Here is a 17,426-nt window from a genome sequence, read left to right as displayed (position 1 = left end):
ATTGCTTCGTCGGCTGAAAAAGCCTTCTCGCAATGACGGTATCTCGGGAACTGGATTATTTGTTTGTTTTATGTTCGATCACATATTTACCCGCCGTTAAATCTATTTTTCCATTATTAGTTATCTTACCATTTACATAAGTATTCATTCCACGGGTAAGGGGCAGATTAATGGTTGCGGTAGAGTTAGCCGGAATGGTGATATCGTATCTAATCCCATCATTTATTCTTTTCCACGCACTGCTAATCTTCCCATAAGGACCAATGTGGCTGGCTTCGAAAGAATTTAGACCTTCCATGATATGTGGGTCGAGAATTACATGTTTAAAACCAGGCTGTTTTTCATCTGGCTTAATACCACCCGGTGATTTATATAACCAGGCACCGATTTCGCCAAACATGATGTGGTTCATAGAAATGTCTGATTTCGCATCAATAGGCCAGTTTTCGTATAAGGTAGTGGCTCCGTTTTCCATCCACCAGCCCCAGCTTGGATAAGTTTTTTGTGCCGCAACTTTATAAGCGATATCACTGTAACCATTTTCGCTCAAGGCATTTAAAATGGCCTTTGTACCTAATAAACCAACATCCAAATGGAAACCATCAGCTTCTACACGTTTGGCCAGGTTTTTGGCAACTGAAGCAATCGATTCTTCCGGAACAATTTTCCAGTACAAAGGAACACTCATTTCTGTTTGTATGCCGGTGTTGTAAATCCCTTTTTCTTTATTCAGGTATTTGGCATTAAAGGCATCTTTAATTTTTTTTGCCAATGCCATATACTTTTCATAATCATCACTTTTGCCTAGAATTTTGGCGGCTTTAGCCAAAATCACCACATCGGCATAATAATAACAGGTTGAAGTAAGCTCTACCGGAGATTTAGATTTCACCGGGATCCAATCGCCCAAACCCCAGGTAGTTAAACCGGTAGGGTAGGTTTCGTCGATGTGGTTTACATATTTCCTGATGTTCTGATAACAATCGGCAAGCAGTTTTTTGTCGCCGTAGAACAGGTAAACATTCCATGGGATAATGGCAATGGTACTGGTCCAGTCTGGTCCGTTTCCCCATTCGTAACCCCAGCCATCGGTAGGGATAATAGAAGGTAAAACACCGTTTGGCTGTTGCTCATCACGATGATCGGCCAGCCACTTTTCGTAAATGGTGATGCCATCAAACCCATATAAACCTGTTTCTATAGCAATCTGGGCATCGCCTGTCCAGCCATTTTTTTCTCTCTGCGGACAATCTGTTGGGTAGCCAAAGAGATTTGATAAGTATGAATTGTTGGTGGCATAGTAGATTTTATTGATAATTGGTTCTGATGATTTAACATCACCAACCACTGGCACATCGCTATGCATAAAATAGCCAACCAAATCTTCTTTTTTCAATTGTACAGGAGCAGAACTGGTTACCTCCACATATTGAAAACCCTTATAGTTAAAATGTGGCATAAAACTTTGTGCACCTTTTCCATTCAGGATTAAAATATCAGTTTGAAATGGGTCGGTATTGTCCGTTGGGCGGTAATGAGCATCGATATTTGAAATATCCACACGTCCGTTAGGATATAAGCGCTCGCCGTGTTTTAGTTTAATAACCGTTCCGGCAGGGCCATTTACAGTGATTTTACTTACACCCGAAATATTTCTACCCAGATCGAACAGGTAGGTGGTATCGTTAAACTTTTTAATGCTTTTACTGGTTATTTCCTCCACATTACGGATAGGGTGTAAGGCCTGTGCAACAATATTTTTTGATGGTGCAGAACGGAACATCACGTCTTTCCAGTCTTTATCATCAAAATTTGGGGTATTCCATCCTGTTTTTTCTAAACGCGCATCATAATGCTCAGCCGTGTAAATGCTGTTGAAAACAATAGGGCTCAAAGCAGTTTTCCAGCCTTTGCCCGATTTGATGGTTTCGGTTGTGCCGTCCTCGTAAGTGATGCGTACATCAAGACAAAAGGTAGGTCTGTTGCGCCAGGGAGCACGGTCGAAATACCAAACTGCGGTTGATTGATGGTTGTACCAGCCATTGCCCAGTAATATACCAATCGCATTTTTACCCTGGCTGATGGCATCGGTCACATCATAAGTAACATATAGCGTACGCCTGTCAAACCGGGTGTACATGGGGTCCATGCGGTGGTTGCCGATTTTCTTTCCATTGATTGAAAGTTCGTATAATCCGGCTGCAGCAATGTAGGCCCTTGCGGATTTAATTTTTTTATTGGTGCTGAAAGTATTGCGGAAATAGGGTGCAGGTTTAAGTTTGGTATTCTCCGTATCCGAAATCCAGGCACCCTGCCAGTTTTCCATTTTCATCATCCCTGTTTCAAAACTGGCGATGGTGATTTTATCTGATTTTTTATTGTTCCCGTCGGAAATATCAACCCGCCAGAAATATTTAGTAAAAGGTTTTAGTAACTGACCCGAATAAATAACCAAATTTTGGTCTGACTTCACCCAGCCCGTGCTCCATAATTTAGCATTGGCTTTTACCAGCGAATTGGAATCGGTATCAACCAGAATGCGGTAAGCACTTTGTTTAGCACCTTGATTGGCATCGTTCATTTGCCAGGTAAAACGTGGATTCGGACTATCTAAGCCAATCGGGTTGACCAAATATTCGGTTTTTAGGGCTGTAAGCGATTGAGCTGATATTTTAGAAAAGGGAGAAAGGGCAAAAAGTAAAGTAGTTATTTGTAAAAATTTGAGGTTCATAGTTTAAGGCTTATCCAAAAACTAAGGTATTAAAATAATATGCCGATAAAAGAACCGCAATGGAATTTTTACGCATAAAAAAAGACGAATATTAATTCGTCTTATATATCTGTGCAATCACCTAAATCTGTGCAATCATTTTTTATCCTAAGATTTCTTTCAGTTTCTCGGTTTGATGATCGGCTAGTTTTTGCAAAGGACCAGATGCCAGCATTTTCATCATCATGTTTAAATCTGCTGAGATGATATGTTTTGCAGTGGTAGTTCCATTTCCGTTATCTGCAACTGTCCATTTTAATTCTACATCAAAAGGTGCTTTCTCACTCGGAATTGCTGTTATTTCCTGGTTTTCAACACGGTTTGAAATCTTAATGGCCAATTTCGCCATATTTTGAATGGTAAACCGTGCATCATCTTCGGTTGATTCCCAGTTGTAAATGTTTTCTGGCATCAGTTGCTGATGATTGTTCATATTGGATAGAAAAGCATAAACCTCGGCAACGGGCTTATTAACTTCTACTGTGCTTTCAATAACAGTCATTATATATTTTTATAGATTTTTGTTCTTCTTATTTCAAAATTAAGATTCCGGACTCAAAACTTGTCCTTGTCCCCATTCTGAAGGATTTAAGCGCCATTTACCTAATAACTCCATATCGCTTTTGGCAATAATGCTGTGCTCGGCAGCATAATCGATTAAAGCAGCATAATTTGATAAGGTAAGGTAACGGCATTTTGCAGCGGCAAAATTTTCGTCTGCTTTTTCGAAACCATAGGTGAAAATTGCGGCTAAACCCGCTACTGATAAACCTGCAGCCCTTAAAGCTTCAACAGCCTGTAAACTGCTTTTTCCGGTCGAAATTAAATCTTCGATTACCACTACACGTTGACCTTCAACTACTTCGCCTTCTATTAAACTTCCGGTGCCATGTTCTTTGGCTTTAGCCCTTACGTAAATAAAAGGTAAACCAAGTTCCTGCGCTACCAAAACGCCCTGTGGGATACCAGCGGTTGCAACACCTGCAATTACATCTACAGAACCAAATTCTTCCTGTATGGCCTGTGCCAGTTTCTGACGGATGTAAGTTCTAACCTGAGGATGGGAAAGGGTAATTCTATTGTCGCAATAAATTGGCGATTTCCAGCCTGATGCCCAGGTGAAGGGATTGTTTGGCTGTAATTTAATTGCTTTTATCTGTAATAAAAATTCCGCTACCTTTAATTCAATATCACTTTTATTATACATGGCTCAAAATTACAGATTTATTTGTGTTTGTCATAACGTTTATTAACCCCCTTTGTTTTACATTGGGGAAAGAAAAATGTAGGAATCGGGATTTGATTTCGACATTCCAATACTACAAATATCGGAAATTTTGATGGATGCTAAAAGCTATTTCTCGCCACTTCCTGTAAATCAGGGTGATAAAGAATAGTTAGGTTTACAAATAGGTTCTAATTAAGTTGGGGTTAGCTTTGTGTAACAATTATTAACCATTATCGTCTTAATCAAAATCTTAAAATCATGATCGTTTTAAAATCAGACTACTTCAGTTCGCACGAGCGCCTAACCCGTTTTATCAACGAAAACCACATTAAACGTGAGGATATTTTAGCAATTACACAGGCTCCAAGTTTCTTTACCATCTTTTTTTATGCTGATGATGCTGTTGAAGAAATTACGCACGGAATGTTCTCCTGATCAAAATTCTTCGTCATTTTAAACGGTTACCGGAAATACTGATATCCCTTTTGATTCGAATTCGGTTATTTCAGGCCCATTGTAGTCGGTAACTAAAATATTTACGAGCGATAAATCATTAAACTTTAAATAGGACGTTTTTCCAATTTTGCTGGCATCGCAAAGCATGTAAACGCAATCACTTTGCGATGCCATAGCCAAAGTATTCGAAACTTCGTGCTCACTGCCAGCATATAATCCCTCGCCAGTGATCCCATCAACACCTAAAAAAGCTTTCGAAGCGTGGTATCTGGCAATATGTTCTTGTGCTATATTTCCATGAACTGCTTGCCTGGTTATGTCAACTTCACCTCCAATAAGGTTAATAGCTACCGGGCTGCCCTGCAGCTCATTTACTACCGGTAGTGAATTGGTAATGACTTTTATTTTTTTGTTTTTGATAAACTGGCATAATCTAAAGGCCGTGCTTCCACAGTCGATAAATATAATATCGCCATCCATAATGTCTGCTGCAGCCCTTTTGCAGATTGCATCTTTTGCTTTTAAATTAACTGCAGCTTTATTGACAAATGAAACTGGCTTGATTAGTTCACTAACTTTCATTGCCCCTCCATGGGTACGGTAAAGCAGTCCGTTAGCTGCCATAGTGGTCAGGTCTCTTCTTACGGTAACTTCAGATACATCAATTTCAGCTGCTAGTTGCCTGATCTCAACTTCGCCAAACTCTTCTAAAAGTTCGAGGATTTTATTCGCTCTTTTTTGAAATGTCATTTATAATGATTTAATTCGATCAAAAATAATCATAATCAATCAAAAATAATCATTTATGAAAAATATTAATATTCTCGATACTCAAATATTATCCGATAATTGGTACACGCTCAAAAAAGTAAGTTTTGAAATGATTGGGATTGATGGTGTTAAATCTGTTTTAGAACGAGAAGCTTATGATAGGGGGAACGGTGCCACAATTTTATTGTATAATAAAGAATATGGAACAGTTGTGCTTACCCGTCAGTTCAGGATGCCGACATTTATTAATGGAAATGAGACCGGCTACCTTATTGAGTGTTGCGCGGGATTGTTGGATCAGGATAATGCGGAAGATTGTATCAGAAGAGAAACTGAAGAAGAAACCGGATTTAGAATTGGTCAGGTAGAAAAAGTTTTCGAAGCCTATATGTCTCCAGGTTCGGTTACCGAGCTCTTGTACTTTTTTGTGGCAGCATATTCACATGATATGAAAATGCATAATGGAGGAGGACTGCAGGAAGAAAATGAAGATATAGAAGTATTAGAATTGCCTTTCGAAAAGTCGCTGGAAATGATTACCTCCGGTGAAATAAAGGATGGAAAAACCATCATGCTTTTGCAATATGCCCGGTTAAAAGGACTGTTGTTATAGTTCATTGTTTGAATTTTGCAATGAATTATTTGAATTGCGTAATCGTTCGTAACAAAGCACGCTTTACCTTTGTTATGGTACTAATTAATTTTAAATTTTTATGATAGCAACAAAAGGATATGCGGCACAAAATGCCGAAACGGATCTTGCACCCTGGAATTTTGAGCGCCGGGAAGTAGGACCTCATGATGTGCAGTTCGAAATACTTTTCTGTGGGGTTTGCCACTCAGATCTGCACCAGATTAAAAACGATTGGTTCCCGGGGATATTCCCAATGGTTCCAGGACATGAAATTGTGGGCAGGGTAATTAAAGTTGGCGACCATGTTAAGAAATTTAAGGTAGGCGATCTTGCTGGTACAGGTTGTATGGTAGATTCGTGCCAGGTTTGCGAAAACTGTAAGCAGGATCTCGAACAATATTGTTTAGAAGGCAATACGCAAACTTATAATGGTTTGGAGAGAGATGGGAAAACACCAACTTATGGTGGTTATTCTGACTCGATTGTTGTGCGTGAAGAGTTTGTATTACACGTATCTGATAAATTAAATCTTGCTGCGGTAGCGCCGCTTTTATGTGCAGGGATTACTACTTATTCGCCGTTAAGACACTGGAAAGTAGGAAAAGGACATAAATTGGCTGTACTGGGTTTAGGTGGTTTAGGCCACATGGCTGTGAAATTTGGTGTAGCTTTTGGTGCTGAGGTTACAGTATTGAGTACTTCGCCTAAAAAAGAAGAAGATGCTAAAAAATTGGGTGCACACCATTTTGTAGTCACTACCGATCCTGAGCAGGTTAAAGCAGCTAAAGGTACATTCGATTTTATTTTGGATACCGTATCTGCTGAACATGATTTTAACATGTACCTTTCTTTATTAAGAACAAATGGTACGCATATCTGTGTGGGTGTTCCACCAAAACCAGCAGAAATTGCAGCTTTCAGTTTATTGGGGGGCAGAAAAAGTTTAGCCGGATCGGGTATTGGCGGTATTGCCGAAACTCAGGAAATGCTGGATTTCTGTGCAGAAAACAACATCGTTTCAGATATTGAAATGATTGATATGAAAGACATTCACACTGCCTACGATAGGATGCAAAAAGGAGATGTACGTTACAGGTTCGTGATTGATATGGCTACATTGTAGTTCAGATCGTAACAAAAGTTATGGGGATTTAGAGATAGTAATATTTCTAAATCCCTTTTTTATTTAAGGATTGCTTAATAATCTAAAGCATCTCCATTTTTCTTTACAAATTCGGACAAAGGAATGTGATGTTCGGATTCTACTTTTGCCAACTGTCTTTCGTTTTCAGTTAATAAGTTATCTAACGTGTTCAACGAATCTTTAAGGTAAGATATTGATAACATCCGTGAAATTCTGTTTCTGATTTTATCAGCGAGAAATATTTCGACCAATATCAGGCTGATCAGAAAAAGGTAATGGTTGAATATAATGTTATTGGTACTCTTAGAGAAAGTAGGCAGTCCTATCATGCCAAAAAATAAATCTATAATTAAAGGAATACCGATAATCGCAAGGAGCGAAAATCCGCTAACTTTTAAAGTAATTCCTTTTTCAGCGTTCCTGATCTGTTCGTTAAAGGCCGAAAACTTGCTTTTAAAGGGAGTTTCCCTATTGTTCTGTTGCTGTTCTAATTTTTGAAGTTCTTTACCATGCTCGATATCGATTTTCCGTACCTGCTCTACAATATGGGTTTCGGCATTGTTCAGCTTTTCCTGATCTTCTACAATAGATTCCTGTTCGGCAATAATTTTGTCCATTACCAGCAGGTCTTCCGGTATACCATGTCGTAATTTCTGTTCTGCAGCCACAATGCGGTTATCCAATTGTTTAAACTGTCTTTTAAGCTCAACAATTTCTTTGTTAAAATGCTCTTTTTTTGAGGTATAGCTACTTTCGAGGCTATTAAGTGCCGAAACATATTCGAAATCTGCCAGGAGCTGTTCGTTACTGGCAAAACGTTGATAAAGCCCATTTAATTTGACAAAAAGCTCGCTTGTTGATTTTTCCGGGTTAGAAAGATCATTTCGGTATGCTTCCAGATCTTTTTCTGATAATGAAGGTATGGGCATGGTAGATTAAAAAGCTAAAATTATGAAAAATATTTATCGTTGAAGGAATTATAAGCGTTGTTTTCCATTCAAATGTTCCATTATTAAGATTAAACTATTTTTTTTACAATCTAGTGTATTAAGGTTTTGATGGAGGAAGATTTTTTTGTAAATACAATCTGTTAGTATTCAGTTATTTAAAATCAGTGTTACAATATGGCCGAAATATTTTTTGATTTTTTTTATCAGTTTAATAAATTATTATATATTTGTACCAAGCAAGGGGTGAGAGCCTTGCATCAATCTTTGATTGAGAGCGTTAATTTAGATAAGGTTACAACATTAATTGTTGTAACCTTTTTTTATACCTTATAAATAACTCAACAATTTTTCTACTTTAGGGAAAGCAAATGTATATTTTGCCGAAATTAAAATATCCTTTAAGGGTTTACAGGAGAAGGAGTGTTTTACTATAAAGGTCATTTATGCTCCATTTAAATATGCTTTAAAACTATATGCCGAGAAATTATAGAATTTATATCAACGATAACACTTTGTTTATCTCCGATTTTTTACCGGAACAGAAAGAGAAAATCCAGCAGCTTGAATTTCAGGATTTTAATCTGCAAACGTTCTACAAAAAATTAAAAAACGGATCTAAAAAGAGCTATATTTTCTTGACAAAAAATCCAAAAGAAACCTTCCAGAAATTAAAGAAAGACTGTACCATTATTAAAGCTGCAGGCGGTTTGGTAGAAAGTGCAAATGGAAATTACCTGTTTATTTTCAGGAACAAAAAATGGGATCTGCCAAAAGGAAAGCTTGAAGATGGTGAAAAAATGAAGGAAACCGCTGTTCGCGAGGTAGAGGAAGAATGCGGGATCAGGGTTTTTAAGCGTGAAGAAAAACTTTGTAAAACCTACCATGTGTATCCGATAGGAACCAAAATGGTGATCAAGAAAACCAATTGGTACAAAATGAAGGTTAAAGGCGAACCCAAATTGATTCCTCAAAAAGAAGAAGGGATTGACGAAGCGGTTTGGTTGGATAAAAACCATATTTCGCCGGTGGTTAAAAATACCTTTCCATCTATTATGGATGTGTTGAGGGCCGGTGGGATTTTGTAGTGTGGATCAGAATTTAATCGTAGTGTCAGATATTATTATCTGACACAGATCGGAACAATTATAGATTGAAATTTTAATGCACTTTAACTGTCAGATGGTAACATCTGACAGCACCGATAAAATCGACGGATTATTATAGCTATCTTTCAGATGGTAACATCTGACAGCACATACAACTACAGATAACAAGGATTAACATAGATCTAATTGCGCGATTATTCGTTATCCAGTTCATCAACCACTTTTTTAACCTGTTTGAGGTATTTTCCATAATAAAACCAGGCCCATAGCTCGGTGATGGCTCCGATAATCAGAATGGTGATAAAACAGTTTAATAAGATGTATACAGGCGATAGCTTAGTTAAAATCTTTGCGAAAACGGAGGCTTTTTCGATAAAGAGGTAAGCCGACATAAATCCAACAGCAAGAAAAGCAACAATATAGGTTAAGGCTTTATATAGCTCAATGTTCAGTTTCATTTCATAATAAAACCAGAGAATGTTTTTGCGGGTGTCCATGCTCATATCGTAAGAATTTTTATAGAACACGTAAAACTTAAAAAAATAGTAAGCCGTAAAACCACAGGTAATGGCGTAAGTAATGAGGTACGCCTGGTTTATGGCCGTTGAAAACCTGGCTAAGTAAGGGATGAAAGCCATAAATGCCAAAAAGAAAAGCTGATAAAAAAACTCATGTTTCATTTTGGCCCTGATTTTATCAATAGGGGTATGCGCCTGTTTTATTTTAAGCATATTGGTAGAAATATTGCTTCCTTCCGGAGTTTCAGCATTCCATTCGTTTTTTAAATCGTCAAAATTCATAACCTTTTTTCTTTATGATGAACTGTAATTTTTCTTTTGTCCTGTTAAGCTTTACACGGGCATTAACCTCGCTTATTCCCAGGTTTTCGGCAATATCACGATGGGATTGGTTTTCGAGAAAGAGGAAGATCAATGCTTTTTCAATTGCGTTTAATTCCTGAACGGCAGCATATAAATAGGCCAGCTTTTCTTCTTTTCCTTCATTTTCGTTCACATCCATTACATCGATGTTCTCATCCAATGGTGCTTTGTCTACTTTTCTATTGTCTTTTTTGAAATAAATTAAGGCTGTATTGAGGCATACGCGGTACATCCATGTGGTAAACTTGCTATTCCCTTTAAAAGAAGGGTAGGCTTTCCATAGTTGCAGTACAATTTCCTGAAACAGATCACGTTGTTCTTCAGCATCTTTCATATACATTTTAGAAATCTTATGTATGATGGCTTTATGCTGATTGATCAGGTTGAGAAATATGTTTTCTGTTTCTTTCATTGTATACCCAATTGGTAACAGATTTTTAAAAACGTTACAGGTTAAGTTAGAAATAATATTTAATTACTGATAAGAAGGGTGAACTTGCTCTGGTCTTAGCGAGACGCTAAGGTCAGTTGTTTTCATTAGGTTGGTCGTCTTTCCCGCGCAGGCGGGAATCTTATTGCAATGGGCTTATGTGTAAAAATGATTAGTGCCTAAGCGAGACGCCAAGGCCGGTTGTGAGTGTGTTGCACCCGATAGCTATCGGGTCCGCTCGAAATAACGATCGGTTGAGGTAGTTGTGGATTAAGAAATGGTAATCAATCAGGTGGTAACACCCGACAGCACACTTATAAAAAAACACCCCGTCCTGCGGACACCCCTCTGAAGGAGGGGAATAATGTAACTAAGATGAACCCGGATTTAAATCTGCGTTTATCCCTGCACATTTGTGGTTAACAAAACTATAAAAAATCAAGTGCCTCTTTAGGTACAAACGGACTTACATCGCCGTGGTTTCTTAAAATATCACGAACAATGGTTGAGCTGATGGCAGAGTATTCGGGTTTGCTTAACAGCAGGATGGTTTCTACTTCTGGCATCATGGTTTGATTGATCTGCGCAATGGCCCTTTCGTATTCGAAATCAGCAGCAGAGCGGATGCCCCGCACCATATATTTGGCATTTATTTTTCGGCAGAAATCTACAGTTAAACCTTCGTAAGTTTGAATTTCAATGTTCTCATAACCTTTAAAAACGGTCTGCAAGATCTGAAGGCGCTGCTCGGCACTTAAAAAATTCTGCTTGGAACTGTTTAAGCCAATACCCACTACAATTTTGTCAAAAAGTGGGGTGGCACGTTGCAGAATATTTACGTGGGCAATGGTGATCGGATCAAATGAGCCTGGAAATAGCGCTATCTTCATGATTCAAATATAGATTATTATGGTTAAAAGAGGAATAATTTAGCGCCGGGCGTTTGGTGGGTAGCGTGGATTAATCAAATGATCAATGACCAATAAACCGATGTCTATTGAACAAATGCCGAATGAACGATTATAACTCGAAAAAGCTAAAAGAAGAATTGCCATATTTCCTGGTTTCGGTGTAACCTGGCTGGCTGTTCAGTTTCATGTTACTTTGATGTTCTACAATCAGTAAACCATCAGGCTTAAGCAATTGCTGTTCTTTAACCAATACCGGAATTTGTGGGATGTTTGGCATATTGTAGGGGGGATCGGCAAAAATCACGTCGTAACTGCCTGTCATTTGCTTTAATAATTTAAAAACATCGCCTTTGCGTACATCAATCTGATTAAACTGGTGCTGCTTAGCGGTATTTTTTACCCAGTTTACGCAGCCATAATCCATATCAACAGCTAAAATGCTTTCGGCACCCCGTGAGGCAAATTCGAATGTTAAGTTTCCGGTACCACAGAATAAATCGAGTACGGTACAGGTTTCAAAATCGTATTTATTGTTCAGAATGTTAAACAGCGCTTCTTTCGCCATATCCGTAGTAGGGCGTACCGGTAAGTTTGCAGGAGGCTGCAAACGGATGCCCTTTAATTTGCCACCAATTATCCGCATAAATCTAAAGCAAGCAGGCCACTGAAATAATGTTTAGGCATATCGGCCAATAATTCACTATTCTGTTTCCCGGTAGGGAAGAAGAAATAAAGTTGATTGAAATATTTTAAAAGGCAATTATAATGTTCATCATCTTCGTTAATAATACCTTGTATATAAACAGGAACGGTATCATTTAAACCTAATTGTTCGATCATCAGCAAAAGGAAGTAATTAAACTCTTCTGCAGTTTCTGATTCGTAGTGGTTTTGAAAAACAACCTTTTTATCTTTTGTATAGAGTACGTTAAATGATACTGCCGTAAAATCGATCAGTAAAGATTCGTCAGCTAAATGGCTAAATAAAGCCACCAATGGTTCTGATTGTGGAAATAAATCGGTTTCCTGTGGTAAATTTGCCTTCACCTCATCATTTAAACAAAAAACAGTGTTAAAACCAAGCTCTTTGTTGTGTTTGGTATAAACTTTAGCATCAGAGCCGAGATATTGAGCATAAACAGCCAAATTTTCATCGTCAAACCACTCATCAGGGATAAAAATGAAATTTGAAGTATGTACGGCTGCTTTTACCGTTGCGTAATTTAAAGAAAGGTAGTGATCTGTTTCAAAAGCAGATTTTAAATCCTTCTGCACATCTTCACAACCCTGTTTATCAAAAATGATGTTAATCTCTTCGGTATCCTTGCTTACCACGGCATAAGAAAAGCTGTCATTCGTTATTTTTAACAATAAATGGCAGTTTGCAGATGCAGCTGTGTTAAAGTTTGGATCAACCAATAAGAGACTATTGTTACTCATTGAAACAAAAATAGAGTTTTTTAAGGATTAATGGCAAAACGACGTTAATTTTTTGGTTTTACTGAGGCATTGCTTGGATCTTGCCATGGAGACACCGATTGACACGGAATAATTTTTTTTAAATTCCAATCGCTAATAACTAATAAAGCCATGTATTTTACCAGCTTAAGAATGAATTTTTGGTCAAAAACAAGAAATTAACTTTGTGTTCTTTGCGACTTTGTGGTTAATATCTTTCTTTGTGCGCTTTGCGGTTAAAAGAACATCAAAAATATCTGTATTTATCTGTGAAAATCTGTGGTGAAAATGTTTGTGTTTTTTTTACCAAAATCAAACCTTTCGTCTATTCAAAAATCAAAATATTCGGCTTAAATTCGAAACATGAGTTACAAGCCTACCTATAAAGCTGCAAACACCATTGCCGCAACTATTGAGCAACATTTTGTTAAACTACACAAAAATGCAATTGCACAGGGTGAGATAGATTTGGCTACTCAGCCTGACAGGAAAATTATTGAGGCGATTATAGATGTTGCTTTTTGGAGCAGTCTGCGTAAGGAGGAAGGACATTCGCCGAGAATTTCAATTGCATTTTTACCGCCCGAGCAAACTTCTAAACCCCTGGTTTTTGCAAAGAGATTACTACTTAACGCCAATACTTTAACTAAAATAGCCCCGGGAATAGAACGTTCTGGTATCCACCTTGGGGTTTGGGAAGAAGATGGCGAGCTTTATATCTGGGGCACAACCTTAAACATTCCTAACTTTTGTTTTGTGGTAGATGTTTCTGAACCTGGATTAATCGTGATTAAACACCGCAGGATTTATGGTATTGGCAAATTTACCAATGTAGCGGTACTAAAAGGTGAGCAGATCCGGATTGTGGATGATCGCAGTTGTACCAATAAGGATTGTCCACCGATTTTGCAGGCCTTGCTGGATTTAACAGTGTTGGCCAGCTGGAACGACCCCATCAATATCCTGATCCAGTTTTCGGTTTCCATGCGTGCGCATGGCCGCGGCGGGGCATTATTAATTGTCCCAAAAGGCGATACGAAATGGGAAGATTCTATTATCCATCCGATACAATATTTGGTTGAACCCCCATTTTGTGGCTTATCCAATTTGGCTAAACAAAGTGGCAACCAGAGTGAAATTTTTTCGCAGGGTGCTGTTCGTCGTGAGGTAGAACATTTGGCGGGCTTAACCGCGGTAGATGGTGCAACGATTATTAATGAAGAGTTTGATCTGATCGCATTTGGTGCTAAAATCGGTCGTGCAAAGGGGAAACCTACCGTAGAGCAGATTGCTTTTTCTGAGCCAATTGTTGGTGGGGAAGATAAAATTTTATACCCCGGACAGCTCGGCGGAACAAGACACTTCTCAGTTGCCCAGTTTGTTAACGACCAGCCCCAGGCGGTTGGTCTTGTTGCTTCTCAGGATGGACATTTTACCATTTTCAGCTATAGCAAAAAACAAAATATGGTAATGGCGCATCGTATTGAAACACTACTTCTGTAGTTTGAATTGCTTAATTGTTACCTTGTTTTATTGTTGAGGTAAACCTGTAAGCTAACATTGATAGACCAAGTAGAATGGTCGTCATTCCTGCGCAGACGAGAATCTTAAAGTGCTGGCATTACGATTCCCAATCGACCCGATAGCTATCGGGTTGGGAATGACGATGTCCGCATTATGAAGCTCAGAAAAAAAGATTTTATTAAGAACGGCAGCTGCAAAAGTTGACCGATTAACCAATTATACAATTAACCCTAAATGACCCAGGACAAAAGTCAACTTATTGCCTCAGCATACGAGCATACACCAACCAAAGAGCAATTGCTTTTTTGCGAGCGCATGTCGGTGTTTTTGCAACAGGAGGATGAATACCGTTGTTTTGTACTGAAAGGTTATGCAGGTACGGGTAAAACCACTTCTGTAGCTGCTCTGGTTAAGGTTCTGGCCAAATTTAACCTGCGTAGCGAGCTGCTGGCGCCAACCGGGAGGGCAGCAAAGGTAATGAGCCAATATTCGTACCGCAAAGCTTTAACCATACATAAACGGATTTACCGGAAACGTTCTGCAGCATCGCCCGAAATGCAGTTTCAACTGGCTCCAAACCTCTCCGAAAATACCCTGTTTATTATCGATGAGGCCTCGATGATTGCCGATGAGTTTAATGAAACCGGCTCGTCGATATTGAGGGATCTGCTCGAATTTGTGTACAATTCCAAAAACTGTTTTCTGCTTTTTGTAGGTGATACGGCGCAGTTGCCTCCTGTGGGGAGTTTAGATAGTCCGGCATTGAACGAACAATACCTGAAAGATAAATTTGCTTTAACTGTTTCGTCGGTTGAATTGAAAGAAGTGGTGCGACAAGGAAAGAAATCGGGTATTCTGGCCAACGCCACTATGTTAAGGAACCAGATTGCTAAAAATCCAGACAAGCCCCTACCTAAATTCCTGACTAAAAACTATACTGATATTTACAATATGCCTGGTGCACGTTTAGTAGAAGGACTAGAATACGCCTACCGGAAATTTGGGATGGAAAATACCCTGGTGGTATGCCGCTCCAATAAATCGGCCAATGTGTATAACCAGCAGATCAGGGCGAGGTTGCTTTATCGGGAAGAAGAATTAACAGGTGGCGATCAGATTATGGTGGTGCGTAACAACTATTTTTGGCTTCCTGATAATGAGGATACGGCCTTTATTGCCAATGGCGATATGGCTAAAGTGATCCGTGTAAGGGGAGAGGAAGAACGTTATGGTTTCCGTTTTGCCGATGCTACTTTAGAATTTATGGATTTCCCGGCGGCAGGACAGATTAGTTGTAAGGTGATGCTGGATACCCTGAATTTAGAAAGTGCCAACCTGCCTTATGAGCAGAATAAGAAACTTTTTGATGGGCTGAACGAAGATTATGAACACATTGCCAATAAACGCCAGCGGATGTTGGCCATTAAAGCTGATCCTTTTTACAATGCGCTGCAGATTAAGTTTGCTTATGCGGTTACCTGCCATAAGGCACAGGGTGGACAGTGGGATGCCGTTTTTGCAGATCAGGGTTATCTTACAGAAGAAATGATCGATCTGGATTTTCTCCGCTGGTTATATACTGCGGTAACCCGAGCGAAAAAAGAACTATATTTAGTTAATTTTGCGCCACAGCTTTTTGCGAAGACAGCATTGGAAGACTATTTTTAAAATAATGATTGCAGAGATTTAAAAGATTACACCGATTTATTAATAGTTAACCACAAAGACACGAAGGCACAATGTTTTTTTGCTCTAGTGGTGTACAAATGAAATAACCATAAGGTTAAAAGGGTCACATTTATTTCTTTGTGTTTTCGTGCCTTTGTGGTGCATAAGCAAAATATGATAATCATTATGGTCGAACATACTAACCTAATTATATATGAAATTTGCTTTTAGTCTCAAAAACAAGCTTAAAATTGCTTTCTTGCTTTTCTGCATTATGTGCTGTACGTTACTGATCCGTTTTCTGGAAGATAAAAGTGTAGAGAAAATCAATGATTCGTTTATTTCAATGTATAACGACAGGCTTGTTCCAGCTACAGACCTATATTTTATAGCCGAAAACCTGTATCACAAAAATGCCATTCTTCAGGAGGTATTATCAGGCAATGGTGCCCAAAACTCAATTGCCATTGTGAAAATGGGTAAGCATAACCGTGAAATAGATTCTGTGATTAATAAATACGAGCTTACTTTATTGGTAAAGCAGGAGCAAAGCTTTTTGAATGAGCTAAAAAAAGCATTGGTTGTTCAGCAGGGTCTGGAGGTGAAAATATTGAGTATGATGGGATCAGAAAGTAAGGCTGTTTATGAATCGGTTGGACGAAATGCTGCAAACCAAACTTTAGCTAAACTCTCGGCACTCATTAAAATACAATCTAAAGTGGGCGATGAACTGATTAAAGGATCTAAAATATTTGTTTCCGGAACGAAGGTATATTCTACTTTACAGGTTATTCTGGCTATTGTGATCGGAATTATGATCGTGGCGATTATTTCGGCTTCGAATGCGGTGAAAATTCAGAGTGATAAGTTTAATTTGAATTAGATTTTTACCATGAAGGCACAAAGACACTAAGAAAGGTTCTCAATAATTTATCAGCCACGGAGGCACTGAAAACACGGAGATCCTTCGCTACCATAGACAGCCCCATTAGTGCGGTCGTCATTGCGAGGAGGAACGACGAAGCAATCTTTCCTGCTAGCGATTCTTGCCAGAAAGATTGCTTCGTCGGCTGAAAAAGCCTTCTCGCAATGACGACTTCTTGTAGACTACCATTTGCCAGAAAAATATATCTTTTATATTGATTTTTATAAAATAAATTATCCCTAAGGATTACAAAACGAGTAAGAACTAGTATGGGAATGTATCCGTGTACACTAATTTGTTGGGTTATTACTTATTACTCATGATTTGTTACCACCCATGGTAGGAAGGTTTCATGACCCTCATAATGGGTTGCCGCGTAAGGCAGGAAGCTTTCATTATTTTGCCACGGAGGCACAGAAACACGGAGATACTTCGACTACGCAATCATAGACAGAATCCATTAGCACGGTCGTCATTGCGAGGAGGAACGACGAAGCAATCTTTCCTGCTAGCGATCCTTGCCAGAAAGATTGCTTCGTCGGCTGAAAAAGCCTTTTCTCGCAATGACGA

General features: G+C 38.7%; 17 protein-coding genes. 7 read left to right on the top strand and 10 right to left on the bottom strand.

Annotation, left to right across the window (positions count from 1 at the left end; all coding sequences use genetic code 11):
* Positions 1-55: 55 nt before the first annotated feature.
* The 3 genes from U859_RS0130045 to pyrE all read right to left on the bottom strand — a co-directional run bounded on the left by U859_RS0130045 (position 56) and on the right by pyrE (position 3,977).
* Positions 56-2,731, bottom strand: coding sequence for an alpha-L-rhamnosidase (locus U859_RS0130045; RefSeq protein WP_025146902.1), 2,676 nt, complete (start codon positions 2,729-2,731; stop codon positions 56-58).
* A gap of 142 nt (positions 2,732-2,873) precedes the next feature.
* A complete protein-coding gene (locus tag U859_RS0130040) occupies positions 2,874-3,272 on the bottom strand; it encodes an SRPBCC family protein (protein WP_025146901.1) in 399 nt (132 codons plus the stop codon).
* 39 nt (positions 3,273-3,311) lie between these two features.
* On the bottom strand, positions 3,312-3,977 hold the full coding sequence (gene pyrE / locus U859_RS0130035) for an orotate phosphoribosyltransferase (RefSeq protein ID WP_025146900.1): 666 nt from the start codon (positions 3,975-3,977) through the stop codon (positions 3,312-3,314).
* Positions 3,978-4,256: 279 nt separating this feature from the next.
* On the opposite strand from pyrE, the gene U859_RS32145 reads away from it, so the two are divergent.
* The gene (locus tag U859_RS32145; protein WP_162800095.1) at positions 4,257-4,433 is read left to right on the top strand and encodes a hypothetical protein; all 177 of its coding nucleotides are present in this window, start codon (positions 4,257-4,259) and stop codon (positions 4,431-4,433) included.
* A gap of 18 nt (positions 4,434-4,451) precedes the next feature.
* Here the strand turns inward: U859_RS32145 and U859_RS0130025 are convergent, their stop codons facing one another.
* Positions 4,452-5,204 (bottom strand): DeoR/GlpR family DNA-binding transcription regulator, encoded by a 753-nt coding sequence (locus tag U859_RS0130025; protein ID WP_025146899.1) that lies wholly within the window; start codon positions 5,202-5,204, stop codon positions 4,452-4,454.
* 55 nt (positions 5,205-5,259) lie between these two features.
* Here U859_RS0130025 and nudK point away from each other — a divergent pair, with 55 nt between their 5' ends.
* Positions 5,260-5,838 (top strand): GDP-mannose pyrophosphatase NudK, encoded by a 579-nt coding sequence (gene nudK, locus U859_RS0130020; RefSeq protein WP_025146898.1) that lies wholly within the window; start codon positions 5,260-5,262, stop codon positions 5,836-5,838.
* Between the two features lie 100 nt (positions 5,839-5,938).
* Positions 5,939-6,982 carry an NAD(P)-dependent alcohol dehydrogenase gene (locus U859_RS0130015; protein ID WP_025146897.1) on the top strand — a complete coding sequence of 348 codons (1,044 nt, stop codon included), beginning with the start codon at positions 5,939-5,941 and terminating at the stop codon, positions 6,980-6,982.
* A gap of 74 nt (positions 6,983-7,056) precedes the next feature.
* On the opposite strand, the gene U859_RS0130010 is transcribed toward U859_RS0130015, so the two are convergent.
* Entirely contained in the window at positions 7,057-7,932 is an 876-nt protein-coding gene (locus U859_RS0130010; protein WP_025146896.1) for a hypothetical protein, read from the bottom strand.
* Between the two features lie 494 nt (positions 7,933-8,426).
* Between U859_RS0130010 and U859_RS0130000 the strand changes: the two genes are divergently transcribed.
* Entirely contained in the window at positions 8,427-9,038 is a 612-nt protein-coding gene (locus U859_RS0130000; RefSeq protein WP_025146895.1) for an NUDIX hydrolase, read from the top strand.
* Positions 9,039-9,253: 215 nt separating this feature from the next.
* Here U859_RS0130000 and U859_RS0129995 read toward each other — a convergent pair whose 3' ends face one another.
* From U859_RS0129995 to U859_RS0129975, 5 genes are all read right to left on the bottom strand, one after another.
* The gene (locus U859_RS0129995) at positions 9,254-9,859 is read right to left on the bottom strand and encodes a hypothetical protein (protein WP_025146894.1); all 606 of its coding nucleotides are present in this window, start codon (positions 9,857-9,859) and stop codon (positions 9,254-9,256) included.
* Positions 9,849-10,352: an RNA polymerase sigma factor gene (locus U859_RS0129990; protein WP_025146893.1), complete on the bottom strand. Its 504-nt coding sequence runs from the start codon at positions 10,350-10,352 to the stop codon at positions 9,849-9,851. The genes U859_RS0129995 and U859_RS0129990 overlap by 11 nt, the downstream gene beginning before the upstream one ends.
* 446 nt (positions 10,353-10,798) lie before the next feature.
* On the bottom strand, positions 10,799-11,260 hold the full coding sequence (gene coaD, locus U859_RS0129985; protein ID WP_025146892.1) for a pantetheine-phosphate adenylyltransferase: 462 nt from the start codon (positions 11,258-11,260) through the stop codon (positions 10,799-10,801).
* 130 nt (positions 11,261-11,390) lie between these two features.
* Complete coding sequence (gene rsmD / locus U859_RS0129980; RefSeq protein WP_025146891.1) at positions 11,391-11,924, bottom strand: 16S rRNA (guanine(966)-N(2))-methyltransferase RsmD; 534 nt, start codon at positions 11,922-11,924, stop codon at positions 11,391-11,393.
* Complete coding sequence (locus U859_RS0129975) at positions 11,915-12,721, bottom strand: DUF3822 family protein (protein ID WP_025146890.1); 807 nt, start codon at positions 12,719-12,721, stop codon at positions 11,915-11,917. The genes rsmD and U859_RS0129975 overlap by 10 nt, the downstream gene beginning before the upstream one ends.
* Before the next feature lie 381 nt (positions 12,722-13,102).
* Here U859_RS0129975 and U859_RS0129970 point away from each other — a divergent pair, with 381 nt between their 5' ends.
* The 3 genes from U859_RS0129970 (at position 13,103) to U859_RS0129960 (ending at position 16,814) form a co-directional block, all read left to right on the top strand.
* Positions 13,103-14,242: a putative sensor domain DACNV-containing protein gene (locus U859_RS0129970; RefSeq protein ID WP_025146889.1), complete on the top strand. Its 1,140-nt coding sequence runs from the start codon at positions 13,103-13,105 to the stop codon at positions 14,240-14,242.
* A gap of 255 nt (positions 14,243-14,497) precedes the next feature.
* Positions 14,498-15,931 (top strand): ATP-dependent RecD-like DNA helicase, encoded by a 1,434-nt coding sequence (locus tag U859_RS0129965; RefSeq protein ID WP_025146888.1) that lies wholly within the window; start codon positions 14,498-14,500, stop codon positions 15,929-15,931.
* A gap of 214 nt (positions 15,932-16,145) precedes the next feature.
* Positions 16,146-16,814, top strand: a complete 669-nt coding sequence (locus U859_RS0129960) for an MCP four helix bundle domain-containing protein (protein ID WP_025146887.1) — start codon at positions 16,146-16,148, stop codon at positions 16,812-16,814.
* The last annotated feature ends 612 nt before the right edge of the window (positions 16,815-17,426 follow it).

The organism is Pedobacter jeongneungensis, from assembly GCF_000633455.1.
Classification (GTDB): Bacteria; Bacteroidota; Bacteroidia; order Sphingobacteriales; family Sphingobacteriaceae; genus Pedobacter; species Pedobacter jeongneungensis_A.
This window is presented reverse-complemented; position numbering and strand designations above follow the sequence as displayed.